The organism is Coprococcus sp. AF38-1 (assembly GCF_003603945.1).
Classification (GTDB): domain Bacteria; phylum Bacillota; class Clostridia; order Lachnospirales; family Lachnospiraceae; genus Coprococcus; species Coprococcus aceti.
Genome location: NZ_QVGO01000005.1, coordinates 47,013 through 62,901, shown reverse-complemented (window position 1 = coordinate 62,901; position 15,889 = coordinate 47,013). Strand labels below are relative to the sequence as shown.

Here is a 15,889-nt window from a genome sequence, read left to right as displayed (position 1 = left end):
ATGATCATGCTACTTTATTTCTTCTTTGATCAGCCCTTCAATCTGAACGGCTTTTTCTTCGGTTGCTCTGGTTCAGCGTCAACCATTTCCTGCTGTGAGGATGCCTGCTCATCCGTCTTCTCCTCGTTGGGAGCTGCCACAGCCTCCTCTTTATCTTCATCATCAAAATTCAATATAGAATTGAACTCCGTGTTGAATTTAATTCCAAGTCTTGCAAGGAGTCTGTCTGTTTCACCGATAAGATCCTCCTCTTTCTTAAGACTTTCCGATATCTTGGCTTCATCAGCCTCTATCTCTGCATTTATATCTTTCTCTGCCGACAGATCATACAGTGCTGCATTCTCTGTGTTGTAGTCAGGGAACAGACTGCTCTTAAACACCGGGAAGCCATTATTCTTTGGCTTTTCCGGTTCTGTCTCCATCGCAATTTTCTCTTCTGACTTATCCTCTGCTTCCATTATGAATTCCTCTTCGACCTCTGATTCAGCTTCAGCCTCAGTTTCTTCGATCTCCAGTTCAGCCTCAGCTTCAAATTCTTCCACCTCTGGTTCGACTTCCACTGGAACTTCTTCCATCTCAGATTCCTCAGATTCCGCATCGATTGTAAATTCTTCTAACTCTGGCTCAGCTTCAGTCTCAAATTCATCTTCAATCTCCGCTTCGGCATCGATCGTGAATTCTTCCTCAACCTCCGGCTCTGCCTCGACTGTGAATTCTTCCTCAGCCTCTGGCTCTGCCTCGATCGTGAATTCTGCGCCAACCTCAAGTTCTTTTTCGAATTCAGGCTCAGAATCTGAATCTACCTCGAATTCTTCTTCGATCTCCGGTTCGATCTCAACTGAGACTTCATCAACTTCCGGTTCATTCTGCTCTACACCCGGCTCAACAGCAGTTTCTTCCACATCATTCTGAGACTCCGCATCTTCCATCAGATCCTCGAGATTCTCATCGTCAACCTCGAACTCCTCAAGAGATTCAAAGGCTTTATCAAAATCAAACGTTTCTGATTCAACCGGTTCATCAGGCAAAGTCTCCGGCTCTGCATCCGCCTCAAATCCATCCTCAAAGTCTCCCTCGAACTCAGAATCAAAGGTCTCCACAACAGTATCGTCTTCAGAATCGCAATCTGACGCACTGTCAGATACGTCATCAAAATCGTCACCATCAACCTCAACCATGACTACTTCCTCCGGCTCTTCTTCGATAACATAATTATCTTCCTCCACCGGTTCGGAATCCTCATACTCATTGTCGTTATCTTTGTTATACACCGCTGCATCCTCAGGAGTCAGCTCTCCGCTTATCTCGGTCATATCCTGTGACTTTCCCTCAGGAGCTTTCTCACTGTCACTGCTCATCGCCTTGAGCTCAGGTTTTGCCTTATTCCCGGCATCATCAGCGGTATCGGAAATAACTTCCTCGAGCAGTTGTTCCTTGTCAAGATTCTCGTTCTTCAGAGATTCCATCTCCTGCTCGACAAGCTCTTCCTCTTTCCTTGACATCAATCCAAATAAACCTCTGGATTTCTTCTTCGGCTCAGAATTCTCTTCTTCCTGACGAGCTTCCTTTTTCTGCTCTTTTTTATCCTTCGATCTAATCCACATCTGCTTGAATTTCATGGAACTCGTCACAGGTGCGTCATCCTCGACCATGATCATGATCTTAGCATCCTTTGGATGCATTCTCAGATCGTCTTCTTCCAGTATCTTATTTTCATTTGCTCTTGTATCTGCCTGCTCAGGATCATCATCCGGCATCTCCGTGTCAGGATAACAATAGATCATGGATTCAAGATCCACATCGCCGCCCATGAGCTTGTCCAGCATATACAAATGTGAAGAGTTCTTGTAATGCGCTCTGAATTCAACACAGGCGCTGTCAAACTTCTCCCTGTTTCTTATGTACGCATGAAGCAGAAGCATCTCAAAATCCCACTCTTCATCCGTCTCAACATCATTCGCCGACACCAGTATGCTGTAAAGTTCATTCACGGGCTTCCTGTGTGCCTTGGCTATCATATATTCAAGTCTGTATGTACCTGCATCCTTATTGGCCTGATTAAATGTATATATCTCAAAATAATGCTCTGCAAGCTGTGTAAATCCCATGGATAAATACAGTTTTATCAAAGAATATATTATCTTGTTACCAGCCGGAGCCATGGCATGTGCCTTGACAAGCGCCGCTCTGGCCTCAGGATATCTTTTGTTCTCGTAATACACCTCGCCGCATATTCTAATAAATTGTGGACTAAGTGACTTCGACAGATCCTGATGTTCAAGTATATCGAGAGCGAGACTGTAATCGCCATTGTCTGCAAGTTCCTTTATTTTGTTTACACTTGACATACTGATTCCAGTACTCATAACCCAGCCTCCCACTTTTTATCATCGTATTATTTTATCATAAACGGCTATTCTTTACAACCTTTTGATTGGTCAGCAAAAGGACTATCCCGGCCACTATCCCAGCCGCAAATCCCGCCACATGGGCAACATTATCAATACCTTCTGACATCTTTCCGTTAACCAGTGTCAGAATAAATAATATAAGCATATTAATAAGTGACAGATCCTTCACCCGGCCCTTATTGTAAAATGCTATGACAACCAGCACTCCCAGAAGACCAAATATCGCTCCGGATGCACCAGCCGAGTAAGCATATGTATTATTATAAAAACAATCTATGTATGATGCAAATGACGCAGTAAGACCCGTGGCAATATAAACTATGACATAATTGAATCTGCCTATTATATTCTCAACCCTCGCACCGAGTGCGATCAAAATTACCATATTTCCAACCAGATGTGCTATTCCAAAATGTGTAAACATTGATGTCAGGAATCTGTAATATTGTCCTTTTTCTGATATCGCAAGCACTTCCACAGCCAGTTCCGTAGGTTGATAAACAAAGATACATGCAACGTACACCAGAATATTTAACAACAGTAATATCGGTGTTACAACACCGAAGATTCTTATCAGATTGTGCTGGGATCTGCGGTTATCCACCACCGTTTTTTTATCGATCACATCATAGAGTGAGTCAAAGTCAGTGGGCTGATTCTCAAATATATACAGCTTTCCGTAATCCTCCGTGAACAGCCAGACATTGTCCAGTTCTTCAACTATCTTTTTTGTCATATCATCAAACATTCCGTTTGGAGTGATGAGTATATTGAGAAGATTGACTTTTCTATGCGAATCCGAAGAAACGTCAAGCAATATTTTATTATTGAACTTTTTCAGAGTCTCAGAATCAAGATTATGATTACTGCCTATAACAACAATATATACGGCATCGCTGTCTGCTCTGCCGTATACGTTGTTACTTTCCGGATTGAGTTGTCTGTAACCCTTCTCCTTAAGATTTTTTATTATCTGTACCATGTACTGTTGCATATCGTCTTATAATCCTTATAATCCAAGGAAGAGATTCTCAACTTTCTCAATAACAGAGTCCTTCATGGATCCTCTGCTCTTCTCGTAATTAAGACCGGACTCCATGATCTCAAGAAGCTGCATTCTCATTCCTGTATCAATGTCCTTGATGTACTTCATGAGTACATCCTTGATCTCTATTACATACTCTTTTGTCTTCATCTCTTCAAGCATAGGCTCGTAGTTGAATGTGATAGAGTTCTTCATATCATCCTGCTTTCTTCCACAGATCACACATTCCTCTGCGCCGCCTTCGTTTACGTGTCCACAGTTACATGTCCACACAAGTCCATCTGACTTGTAGTTTGCTACTGCATCAATTCCCTTTTTAAGCTTGAGTGCCTTAAACTTAACGTCAGACATCTCAATTCCGATAGAATCTGCATCTATCTCGTATACTCCGCTGGCCTTGACATACTTCTTGATGTATACCTTGACGGAGGATATCATCTTTATATACTTATCCGGAAGCTTACACTCCACATAATCCGACTTGAGGAGCTTGAGGTTGGTCTTATCAAATGTAAAATCAACATCCGGCAGTGTTATATTGTCACCATAGATATTGGTGAACTGAAGCTCTGCCTTAAGCGCCTTTATATCGTCGTTATTGTAGTTGTTGAACCACACGGAAATCTTTGTTCCCTTGCCCTCTGATGCAAGTACAACCTTTGATGCCCTTGGCACGAGCAGGTCGTAATAGTTTCTTACATAAATCTCATTTCTGATGAAGCTGCTCTTGTCAAATTCTGACTTGTACTGCTCCTTTATGTTTACCAGAGTTCCACTGGCAACAACAGCAGTCACGTTGTTGGTGTATTCCTCAACACCCGTTCTGAATCCAACTACAGCATTATACTTCGTCTCACGAACCATATCTGTGAAATTATTGATTGTTTCATTGAGGATCTCATCGATCTTCTCCTGATAGATATCTCTTCTATCCGTGGCAATATCCGCAATAGATGTTCCGAAATCCTTCAAAAAGTTGGAATTAAGTATCGTCTGTGTGAACTTGTATGTTCCATAGTCAACGATATCATATCCCTCAAAGCTTGTTCCCGATGTAATTAATACTTCCTTCATTAGCGCACCTCCCAAATATAAAAAAATTGTATCACAATAATCTTCATTTAACAAATGTTTTTTGTGAATTTTCAATCAAAAAAAGGTGCTTTTTTGTGAATATTATAAAAATTATTATAATTTATTTCTTCACATCACTATTTTTATATGTGACAAATGTAAAATTCACCTCTGACACATCCTCACCCGGTCTCTCATCCGTCACATTCCAGTTGTCCATTTTGTCGAGATCCGAAATAAATGCATCAGCCTCAAATTCTCTGTCTATTTTGGTGATAACCGCCTCATCACAATATGGTATGAGCTCATCGTAGATAGTCTGTCCGCCTATGACAAAAATGTCATCCGTGTTATACTTTGCCAGCTCTGCAAACAGTTCGTCCATCGAGTGGACAACCACCGCATCCTCAACTGTATATTCGGGATTTCTGCTGAGAATTATATTTGACCTTCCCTTGAGCGGTCTTCCACCCGGAAACTCCTCCAGAGTCTTCCTCCCTAGAACAACGACATGCCCCATCGTGGTCTGTCTGAAATTCCTCTGATCCTCCGATATCCTTATCAGTAATCTGCCTTTATTTCCAATAGCCCAATTCTTATCTACTGCTGCAATAAACTTCATATGTCCTCCATCTGTATACTTCCCGTCCCATGCTTCATAGTCTTATATCGCAATAGGAATATCCTTAATCTGTGGTCCCGTCTCATAGTCTTCTATTCTGAAATCATCCAGAGTAAAGTCATAGAAATCCTTAACATCAGGATTCATGTAGAACTTTGGAGCAGGATATGTAGGTCTTGTTATCAGCTCCTTGACTATCGGTATATGTCTGTCATATATGTGAGCATCCGCGATCACATGTACCAGTTCTCCCGGCTTAAATCCCGTGACCTGGGCAAGCATATGTACCAGAACCGCATACTGGACAACATTCCAGTTGTTGGCCGCAAGAACATCCTGGGATCTCTGATTCAATATAGCGTTGAGTCTGTCCCCAGTTACATTGAATGTCATGCTGTACGCACACGGATACAGGTTCATCTCACTCAAGTCCTGGTGAACATATATGTTAGTGAGCATTCTTCTGCTATATGGGTTATTCTTAAGGTCATATATCAGTCTGTCCACCTGATCCATCATACCCTCTTTGTATTTATGCTTTACACCAAGCTGATATCCATATGCTTTTCCTATGGAACCGTCGTCATCCGCCCAACTGTCCCATATATGGCTCTTGAGATCATGAACATTATTTGACTTTTTCTGCCAGATCCAGAGCAGCTCATCAATAGCCGACTTCACATACGTCTTTCTAAGTGTTATCGCAGGGAATTCCTTTGACAGATCATACCTGTTGACAACACCAAAGCGCTTTATGGTGTAGGCATATGTTCCATCTTCCCACTTTGGTCTGACCTTCTCCCCCTCCGTACTATATCCATTATCGATTATATCTTTACACATGTTTATAAAGAGATCATCTGCAAGACTCATTTGGGTAACCTCCGATTGTTTTTTCAGATAATTATATCATACTCTCCATCCCACATGTGATTAATTATTACATCAAATAACACTTTTTATTACATTTTGATTTACAACGGACTATTTTTGTGTACAATGCAAAAAAACATTCAAAGGAGGTGAAACATGAAACCACATTCATCCAATCCACTACCTGCCCTTCTCAGATACTTCAGACAGAAGGCAGGACTCACACAGCAGGATGTCGCAGCCGCGCTCTCTATTTCCAGATCCGGATATGCCAACTACGAGGAAGGGAGAAACATACCAAATATAGAACAGGCCATAAAACTGTCAGAGCTTCTCGACCACGATTTTCTATACGCATACACCCTGTCATCAAGATACATGCAGGGGCATCCAAAGCCATTGCAGATCGTCATGGAGGACAATTCATACATGACCGCCATAGAATCCAACCAGAGCACAGCAGACATGCTGGGCAATTACAGATCTCTAAACGACAGCGACCGCCAACTGATAGACACATTTGTGGCAAATCTAGCATCTAAAAATTCCAGACTGTAGATTCAGTATTATACCCACCAATTACAGTAAATATTATTTTCAAGGAGAAAACAGGAAAATATGAAAAAAAGAAAAGAACGCAACATTGATCCGTCGGTGTACGAAGACGATTCATCCGATCAGGATTTTAACTGTGCAGTGATAGGCGGCGCACTGAAGTCTCTAAGGCGCAGCCACGGAAAAAGGCAGCAGGAAATAGCCGCCATCTTGAAGGTGTCCGTCTCCGCCTACTCGCACTATGAATGCGGAGAGCGAATCCCGGATCTCATAAATCTTATCAGGATATCCAATTTATACAGTATTAATATGAGTCATCTGGTGCTGCTCACCTGCATCGATATAGCAAAGAAAAATAAAATGGACATCAGCGAAGTGTTCCTCGCCTACAGTCACGGCAGGACTCTTCCACCGGAAGCGACAGGAATACTGTCCGACTGTGATCAGCTTGACGACAATGGCAGGGAAAATCTCAGGCTGTTTTTAAAGTCTGCACTGAGCTGCTAGCAGACTCACAATTTCGAAATAATACGGTTCAAATCGTTTATAACTCTCTTCTTATCAGCACTCCACAGAGGCGCAACAAGAATATTCTTAGGCCCATCCCCGGTGAACCTGTGAACAACCATATCAGGAGGAAGCTCTTTAAGACAATCACACAAAATATCTGCGTATTCAGCAAATGTCAGTGCACGGAACACTCCTTCCTCATACATTTTTTCAAGAACAGTTCCCCTGAGGACATGAAGCAGTTGGAGCTTTATACCATTTGCGCCGCTTCGCACTATGTACCTTACCGTATCAATCATATCCTCCTTCGTCTCACCGGGCAGGCCTATTATCATATGAACTATAATGTGAACTCCCAGTTCTCTGAGTCTGTTCATCGTCTCATCATACACACTTATGTCATAACACCTGTTGATGAGCTGTGCTGTCCTGTCATTTGCTGTCTGGAGGCCAAGTTCTATCCACACAGGTTTAACAGCTATTATATCTTTTATCATATCTATGACCTCCGGGCCAAAGCAGTCCGGTCTGGAGGCTATCGATACAGCCGCAATGTCATCCCTTCTTGCAGCCGCCAGAAACTTTTCGCACAAAGCATCGACATCACCGTATGTATTTGTATATGACTGGAAATAAGCTATATATCTGTCGCATTTGCATTTGCCTGATATTCTCTTTTTTGCCAGTTCTATCTGTTCATCTATGCTCATGACTGCATCCTCAGAGAAATCTCCCGAGCCGCTGGCACTGCAAAAAATACAGCCACCTGTCCCGGCTTTACCATCACGGTTGGGACAGGTGGTTCCTGCATTCAATGATATCTTATATAATTTCTCTCCAAATGTATCTCTTATATACGCATTTGTTGTATATATATCCATACTGTTACCTTCTATATACGATCCTGTCTATATCTGATGTGTCGCCTTTACAAGAGCAGGAACTATCTGTTTCTTTCTTGATACAACACCGGAAAGATATGCATAGCTATCCTCAAGCTGCACATCAAATGCTTTGCTGCACAGTTCCTGTGCATTCTCTCCCACACATATGATACCTGAGCCCTCCTGAAGAATATTGGTCATTGCAAACAGGACCACATCACAGCCAGGCTCCATATATCCACCGAGGAATTCACGCATACCGTTTCTTATTCTGTCAATCTCTTTCTCATTGACGGAATTGATCTGTCCAACAGCAACAACCATATCTCCAATGTCGAATTTCTTGAAATCCTGATGAAGTATCTCATCCATGGTCTTGTCCTTGAGGTTGCTTCCCGCGTCGAACATCTCCATGGCAAATTCATATATGTCTATCTCTGCAAGCCTTGCAAGCTCCTTTGCAGCAGCCTCGTCTATGAATGTACACGTCGGAGACTTAAATGCCAGTGTATCGGAAAGTATCGCTGCGCAGAGCAGTCCGGCTATCGGCTTATCTATCTTGACATTCTGCTCTTTGTACATCTGATAGATGATCGTAGCAGTACATCCAAGTGGCTGATTTCTGAAATACACAGGATTCATGGTCTCTATATTCGCGATCCTGTGGTGGTCGATTATCTCGAGTATCTCGGCATTCTCCACGCCGTCAACAGACTGGGTTCTCTCATTGTGATCAACAAGTATGAGCTGTTTCTTTCTCGCATTGATGTAGTTACGCCTTGATACAAGTCCCTTGTAGTTGCCATAGCCGTCCGTAACCGGAAAGTATCTCACTCTGGTCTTTGCCATGGTCGTCTTAAGTGTATCTATATCGTCATCCTCATAGAATGTCATTATACGGTCTCTTATCATGAAGAATCCGATAGGCATGCTCTGTCCGATAAGTCTGGCAACAGCATAGGTGTCAGTCGGTGTTACGACAACCGCACATCCCTTGTTCTTAGCAAATTCCAGGACAACATCAGATATGCTGTTCACAAGACAGACTATGAGCATGCTCGCACCGCAGTTTATGGCCGCAAGCTGAGCCTCAACCCTGTCACTCACTATGACTATGTCATTTTCCTTGACATGTCTCTCAAGGATGTCAACCTGGGCAGCTCCCACGATCACTCTTCCATCCTTAACATATCCGTCGGCGTCACCGTATACAAGCTCGCCATTTATAGTATCTATTATGTGTGAGAACTTTGTACCAGCTATGAACAGGGAATTATCATCCTTCTCAAGCATATATGCCTCGGCTATATCTCCAACAGTTATGATTCCTTTTATCTTGCCGTTATTGACGACCGGAAGTGTCGTGGCGTCGTTATCCTGCATTATCTCAAATGCTCTCTTCATGGTGATGTCTCCCGACACACCATCAACTATTCTGTATGCTATATCCTTCACCTGTACATTTACATTGCTCACAAGTTCCGGCTCCTGCACACCAAAATAATCAAGGACAAACTGTGTCTCTTTATTTATATTTCCAGCTCTCTTTGGAATGTATTTGTTCTCATGCTGATTTTTCAGATGGGCGTACGCAATCGCTGAACATATAGAATCCGTATCCGGATTCTTATGTCCTATGACAAACACCTCATCTGTAGGAACATTATGCATATTTCACCTCTTATTTCTATCAATTATAATGTATTCATTTCTATGCCACGCAGGGAAGATGCCTTGTGACATCCCACATGCTAACAAGCATAAATTGAATGAGGCAAAATGACAACCCCTTTTAACGTTGTTTATCATTTTGCCCCATTTTTTATCTGTTTAATCAGAACTTATATCTCGCTTATATCCACGAGTGAAAGCTTTGTGGTATCAGCGGTCTCAAGGCTTGTGAGCAGCGCATCGGCTGTATCAAGGCTTGTAAGACATGTAACACCTGTCTCTACTGCGTGACGTCTGATGATAAATCCATCCTTGCTTCTCTCAACACCCTGTGATGGAGTGTCGATGATCAGATCGATCTCATGGCTCAGTATCAGGTCAAGCAGATTTGGTGATGGCTCCTCAACCTTGTTGATGAGCTTTGCAGGAACACCATTCTCATTGAGAACTCTGCATGTGCTTCTTGTTGAATATATCTCATATCCAAGAGCAGCAAATCTCTTACCAATATTTATAGCATCCATCTTATCTGAGTCCTTGACTGTGAGGATCATCTTCTTGGTCTTTGGAAGATTGATTCCGGCTCCAAGGAATGCCTTGTACAGAGCCTCATTGTAGTTCTTGGATATACCAAGGCACTCTCCTGTTGACTTCATCTCAGGTCCAAGGCTTATCTCAGCGCCTCTGATCTTCTCAAATGAGAATACAGGCTTCTTGATCGCGAAATACTCTGACTCCGGCTGAAGACCAGGTGTGTAACCCATATCCTTGATCTTCTCACCTGTGATAACACGTGTTGCAAGATCTACGATAGGTATTCCTGTTACCTTGCTTATATATGGAACTGTACGGCTTGAACGAGGATTTACCTCTATTACATATACCTCATCATTGTATGCAATAAACTGTATATTTATAAGTCCGATTACGTGCAGGCTGTTTGCAAGCTTCTTGGTGTAATCAGCGATGACTCTCTTTGTCTTTGGTGAGAGTGTCTGTGCAGGATATACTGAGATACTGTCTCCTGAATGTATTCCGGCCCTCTCAACATGCTCCATGATACCAGGGATAAGTATGTCATCTCCGTCACATACAGCATCGACTTCGACCTCTTTACCCATGATGTACTTATCTACAAGTATTGGGTGCTCCTGGGTATGTCTGTTGATGATATCCATGAACTCTATGATATCCTTATCAGAGATCGCGATCTGCATTCCCTGTCCACCGAGAACGTATGAAGGTCTTACAAGTACCGGATAACCCAACTCATTTGCAGCCTCAAGCGCCTGCTCTCTTGTAAATACCGTCTTACCAGCAGGTCTTGGTATACAGCACTTCTCAAGGATCTCATCGAAGAGCTCTCTGTCCTCTGCTGCATCTACATTCTCTGCACTTGTTCCAAGGATTGGTACCCCCATCTCCATGAGTGCCTCTGTGAGCTTGATAGCGGTCTGTCCACCGAACTGTACAACAGCTCCATCCGGATGCTCCAGATTTACTATAGCCTCAACATCCTCCGCTGTAAGAGGCTCAAAGTAAAGCTTGTTTGCTATATCAAAGTCTGTACTGACTGTCTCAGGGTTGTTGTTGACGATGATTGTCTCGTAACCCTTTCTCTCAAATGCCCATGTGCTGTGAACTGAACAGTAATCGAACTCGATACCCTGTCCGATTCTGATCGGGCCTGAACCAAGTACCATTACTTTCTTCTTTGAATTGTCCTCAGCGACCTCGTTCTCCAGAGAATCAAAGCATGAATAGTAATATGGAGTCATGGCATCAAACTCTGCTGCACATGTATCAACCATCTTGAAGTGTGCTGTTACACCGTAGTCGTAACGCATCTGTCTGATCTCTTTCTCTGTCTTGCCTGTGAGTCTCGCGATAACCTTGTCAGGGAACTCAACTCTCTTGATCTCCTTCATTAGCTCCTTGGAGATATCTCCCTTGGACTCGATTATCTTTCTCTCAGCCTTAACAAGGTTGTGGATCTTGTCTATGAACCATCTGTCAATCTTGGTGATGTCATAGATCTGATCGTATGATATTCCACGTCTGATAGCCTCAGCTATGACATAGATACGTCTGTCATCAACATGTCCGAGAAGCTTTATAACCTCTTCGTCTGTCATATCCTTGTATCTGCTTGACCAGAGACTGTCTACATGCTGCTCCAGTGAACGGAGAGCCTTCATAAGTGCACCCTCAAAGTTTGTACAGATACTCATAACCTCACCGGTTGCCTTCATCTGTGTTGTCAGATCATGGTCAGCGGCGATGAATTTATCAAATGGAAGTCTAGGGATCTTGACAACCACGTAATCAAGTGCCGGCTCAAAGCTGGCATATGTCTTCTTTGTAATAGCGTTCTTGATCTCATCCAGGTTGTATCCAAGGGCTATCTTGGCAGATACCTTTGCAATAGGATATCCGGTTGCCTTTGATGCAAGTGCCGATGATCTTGAAACTCTTGGGTTTACCTCGATAACACAATACTCAAATGAATTAGGATTCAGAGCAAACTGAACGTTACATCCACCCTTGATGTTGAGCTCTGAGATAATGTTCAGTGCTGAACTTCTGAGCATCTGGTATTCCTTGTCTCCAAGTGTCTGCGACGGAGCTACAACTATAGAATCTCCTGTGTGAACTCCGACAGGATCAAGGTTCTCCATGTTACATACAGTTATACATGTACCATTTGCATCACGCATAACCTCGTACTCGATCTCCTTCCACCCTGCTATACATCTCTCAACGAGGACCTGCCCAACACGTGAAAGTCTGAGACCGTTCATGAGGATCTCCTTGAACTCTTCCTCATTGTTGGCTATACCACCACCTGAACCTCCAAGTGTATATGCAGGACGAAGAACGACAGGGTATCCTATCTTCTTGACAAAGTTAAGACCGCCCTGAACAGTTGTAACGACCTCTGAAGGTGCTACAGGCTCATGGATCTTCTCCATAGTCTTCTTGAACTCAAGTCTGTCCTCGGCCTTCTTGATGGTCGTTGATGATGTTCCTATGAGAAGCACGTCATGCTCTCTGAGGAAACCTGACTCATCAAGCTCCATGGCGATGTTGAGGGCTGCCTGACCGCCGAGTGTCGGCAGAAGGCTGTCCGGCTTCTCCTTCTCAATGATAGCCTTTACAACATCAACCGTAAGAGGCTCAATATATACCTTATCTGCTATATCCTTGTCCGTCATGATGGTTGCAGGGTTTGAGTTGATGAGGACAACGCACAGTCCCTCTTCCTTAAGAGAACGGCACGCCTGTGTTCCGGCGTAATCAAACTCAGCAGCCTGACCGATGACTATAGGACCTGATCCGATAACTACAACCTTTTTTATATTAGGATTCTTTGGCATTACTTTGACACCTCCATCATATTCATAAATGTATCAAACAGCGAATCTGTATCCAGCGGACCTGCACATGCCTCCGGATGGAACTGAACTGTCTGTGCATTCTTTCCAAGATAGTGAACTCCCTCTACTGTTCCGTCATTTACATTGACGAAGCTGACCTCTGCGATCTTTCTGTCGAGGCTGTCTTCCTTGACCATATATCCGTGATTCTGTGTTGAAATATATACCTTGCCGGTCTTCATATCTCTTACAGGATGGTTTGCACCTCTGTGTCCGTACTTCATCTTCTCTGTATCACCGCCGTTGGCAAGCGCCATGAGCTGATGTCCAAGACATATAGCAAAAATTGGAATATCTGTATCGAAAAGCTTCTTTACCTGAGCTATTGTGACCTTACACTCCTTTGGATCTCCAGGACCATTTGTAAGCATGATTCCGTCCGGAGCGTCTGCGATGATCTCCTCAGCAGGTGTCTCTGCAGGATATACAGTAACCTGACAACCTCTTGCAAGGAGGGACTTGACGATGTTCTTTTTAACACCGAGATCGATGACTGCAACCTTATATCCATCGCCAGGATAGAACATTTTCTCCTTACATGTAACATCGAGAACAACATGTCCCATCTTCCATGCCTTAATACGCTTCATGCACTCATCAAAATCATAATTCTCATCAGTTGTGATCATACCTCTCATGGTACCATCTTTCCTGAGGATCTTGGTAAGTGTTCTGGTATCTATTCCTTCTATACCAGTTATATTATTCTCAACAAGAAATTCGTTTATGGTCATCTCGCTTCTGAAATTACTAGGAGTCTTGCAGAGCTCTCTAACAATGAATCCTGACTGCCAAGGTCTGCCAGCCTCCATATCCTCTCTGCATACACCGTAGTTGCCTATAAGCGGATATGTCATACATACTGACTGCCCTGCATATGATGGATCTGTAAGAATTTCCAGATAGCCGGTCATCGAAGTATTGAATACTATCTCACTGATTATCTCGTCAGTAGAGCCAATACTTTTACCTTCAAACACGTGTCCGTCTTCAAGTATCAAAAAAGCTTTCATAATCGTATTCCTTTCGTTTTTTCTATTTTTGCTCAAAAAAAAAGAGTGAAAACGGGGAAACGCTTGAGATAACCCACATTTATTGGCCTCTTTTTTTCTTAATTTAATAAATACTACCACATTTGACAAGGCGGTACAATATTTTTTTCGATATATTTTTTATTTTTGTGTTCACGACAAAAATATTGTTTTTTATTCAATATTTTTATTAATTTTTTCATCTCTGAGCTCAGCAGCCCGTCTGCTGAATTCACATCCACAGAAATTCTGTCTGTATAATCCATATTCCTTTGACAGCTCTATCGAGTGCTTATATCCATTTTTCTTCTTGAAATCACTGAACAGATAATCTATGTCGTATTTCCTGCTCATCTCTGCACCTATCTCGTTCAGCCAGTCCGCATTCTTGTGGGGGCTTATCGACAATGTGGTCGTAAATACGTCATATTCATTTTTCTTCGCATGGATCGCGCTCTTCTCAAGTCTCAGCTTATAGCAGTCATAGCACCTGAGTCCTCTCTCAGGAAGATCCTCCCTGCCCTTAGCCATATCCAGAAACACCTGCGGCTCATGCTCCGCCAGTTCGACATCCACTCCTTCCACATATACTTCATGTACAAATCTGTCAAGCTCACGGAATCTTTTTATGTACTCATCGTAATCCGTTATATTTGGATTGTAAAAATAAGCTGTTATGTCAAAATGCTCCGCAAGGACCGACAGACAATGGCTGGAACATGGCGCACAACAGCAGTGCAGCAACAGTTTTTTTCTGCCGCATTGTGTATTTTCACTATCAAATTCAGCTATCTGTCTCTCCATCATTTGATAATAATTTGCATTTTGCATCATTGTTTTCTCCTTTTTTGTTGATATTTCACACCACATTTTACAACATTCGATGACCTTTTGCACATTTGTGCATGTTTACTAGTTGACTTTGTTATATCTTTACAATATACTGTAGATAGTTACTAAAGCACGTTATGATCATTTATCAATGGAGGTGTAGATTATGACAGTTCAGCAGGCAATTAAAAAGTACAAGTTAGAGCCGCTCAGCGTCAGCGTTGCCAAGGTCAAAGCCAAGGAGCTCAACGTTGATGAAGTTCTTTACATGAATGTGCAGAAGAACAAATATGCGTATATCGTACGCGATTCACGTGGTATAATGTTGTACTCTGATGAGCGCAATCTTTATACTAAGCTTTATAAGGGTTTAAAGATTACTCCCCTTGAATCATAATATTTTCACACGGAATTTATTAAATATGCACACACATGGAATATGGGAAAAAGCTGTTACTCCACTCCCCTATGGAATCAAGAGCTTTTTCCCATATTTTATATTAATCTGTACTCAGGCCTTTCTTCATTATACATATGACACCGTATCTCATCATCCACATATATTATGATCAGCGACAGGAACATCCACAGGATAGAATAAGGCACACATATCTGCCCCGCAAGATTTAACGGCATATCAGAGTAATCCCACACGTTAAGTCCTAGTCTTATATTCACAACATACCCGGTCAGGAACTCCAGCTCAGATATTATCACAGAGGAAACCAGCATCTGCGCAAGTATCCCCATCTTCGGAAACATCTGGTTCAGTCCGCCGCACAAAAGCGTAGCAAGACCTCCACAAATTATCATGGAATAATGGGAATAATGCCTGGCTGATATCTCCAGGAAATAATATATCATCCCACCCGTCATAAATATAGTAAAGCACTTACACACAAAGACCCTCACAGCGACACCTCCTGTATATATACAGTTTAGTAT

The 15,889-nt window shown here is 42.6% G+C and carries 14 protein-coding genes; 3 read left to right on the top strand and 11 right to left on the bottom strand.

Features of this window, described 5'->3' with window-relative positions; translation table 11 throughout:
• Positions 1–29: 29 nt before the first annotated feature.
• The 5 genes from DW025_RS08385 to thyA all read right to left on the bottom strand — a co-directional run bounded on the left by DW025_RS08385 (position 30) and on the right by thyA (position 6,025).
• A complete protein-coding gene (locus tag DW025_RS08385; RefSeq protein WP_119999551.1) occupies positions 30–2,366 on the bottom strand; it encodes a tetratricopeptide repeat protein in 2,337 nt (778 codons plus the stop codon).
• Positions 2,367–2,403: 37 nt separating this feature from the next.
• Positions 2,404–3,405, bottom strand: a complete 1,002-nt coding sequence (locus DW025_RS08380) for a rhomboid family intramembrane serine protease (protein ID WP_118016563.1) — start codon at positions 3,403–3,405, stop codon at positions 2,404–2,406.
• 15 nt (positions 3,406–3,420) lie between these two features.
• Entirely contained in the window at positions 3,421–4,530 is a 1,110-nt protein-coding gene (locus DW025_RS08375) for a heavy metal-binding domain-containing protein (RefSeq protein ID WP_118016564.1), read from the bottom strand.
• 121 nt (positions 4,531–4,651) lie between these two features.
• The gene (locus DW025_RS08370; RefSeq protein WP_117548899.1) at positions 4,652–5,152 is read right to left on the bottom strand and encodes a dihydrofolate reductase; all 501 of its coding nucleotides are present in this window, start codon (positions 5,150–5,152) and stop codon (positions 4,652–4,654) included.
• Between the two features lie 42 nt (positions 5,153–5,194).
• Positions 5,195–6,025, bottom strand: coding sequence for a thymidylate synthase (gene thyA, locus DW025_RS08365; protein WP_118016565.1), 831 nt, complete (start codon positions 6,023–6,025; stop codon positions 5,195–5,197).
• 156 nt (positions 6,026–6,181) lie between these two features.
• On the opposite strand from thyA, the gene DW025_RS08360 reads away from it, so the two are divergent.
• Together DW025_RS08360 and DW025_RS08355 are read left to right on the top strand one after the other, a co-directional pair.
• Positions 6,182–6,583, top strand: a complete 402-nt coding sequence (locus DW025_RS08360; RefSeq protein ID WP_117548897.1) for a helix-turn-helix domain-containing protein — start codon at positions 6,182–6,184, stop codon at positions 6,581–6,583.
• A gap of 60 nt (positions 6,584–6,643) precedes the next feature.
• The gene (locus tag DW025_RS08355; protein ID WP_117548896.1) at positions 6,644–7,087 is read left to right on the top strand and encodes a helix-turn-helix domain-containing protein; all 444 of its coding nucleotides are present in this window, start codon (positions 6,644–6,646) and stop codon (positions 7,085–7,087) included.
• Positions 7,088–7,092: 5 nt separating this feature from the next.
• Here DW025_RS08355 and DW025_RS08350 read toward each other — a convergent pair whose 3' ends face one another.
• From DW025_RS08350 to DW025_RS08330, 5 genes are all read right to left on the bottom strand, one after another.
• On the bottom strand, positions 7,093–7,971 hold the full coding sequence (locus DW025_RS08350; protein WP_118016566.1) for a TIGR01212 family radical SAM protein: 879 nt from the start codon (positions 7,969–7,971) through the stop codon (positions 7,093–7,095).
• Positions 7,972–7,998: 27 nt separating this feature from the next.
• Positions 7,999–9,645, bottom strand: a complete 1,647-nt coding sequence (locus DW025_RS08345) for a putative manganese-dependent inorganic diphosphatase (protein ID WP_118016567.1) — start codon at positions 9,643–9,645, stop codon at positions 7,999–8,001.
• Between the two features lie 170 nt (positions 9,646–9,815).
• Entirely contained in the window at positions 9,816–13,022 is a 3,207-nt protein-coding gene (carB, locus tag DW025_RS08340) for a carbamoyl-phosphate synthase large subunit (protein ID WP_117548893.1), read from the bottom strand.
• Positions 13,022–14,095: a carbamoyl phosphate synthase small subunit gene (locus DW025_RS08335; RefSeq protein WP_117548892.1), complete on the bottom strand. Its 1,074-nt coding sequence runs from the start codon at positions 14,093–14,095 to the stop codon at positions 13,022–13,024. Before DW025_RS08335 ends, carB begins: the two co-directional genes overlap by 1 nt.
• Before the next feature lie 192 nt (positions 14,096–14,287).
• Positions 14,288–14,947 (bottom strand): epoxyqueuosine reductase QueH, encoded by a 660-nt coding sequence (locus DW025_RS08330; protein WP_082418038.1) that lies wholly within the window; start codon positions 14,945–14,947, stop codon positions 14,288–14,290.
• 163 nt (positions 14,948–15,110) lie between these two features.
• Here DW025_RS08330 and DW025_RS08325 point away from each other — a divergent pair, with 163 nt between their 5' ends.
• Positions 15,111–15,341 carry a hypothetical protein gene (locus DW025_RS08325; protein ID WP_022216385.1) on the top strand — a complete coding sequence of 77 codons (231 nt, stop codon included), beginning with the start codon at positions 15,111–15,113 and terminating at the stop codon, positions 15,339–15,341.
• Positions 15,342–15,439: 98 nt separating this feature from the next.
• On the opposite strand, the gene DW025_RS08320 is transcribed toward DW025_RS08325, so the two are convergent.
• Positions 15,440–15,856 (bottom strand): putative ABC transporter permease, encoded by a 417-nt coding sequence (locus DW025_RS08320; RefSeq protein ID WP_022216384.1) that lies wholly within the window; start codon positions 15,854–15,856, stop codon positions 15,440–15,442.
• Positions 15,857–15,889: the final 33 nt, after the last annotated feature.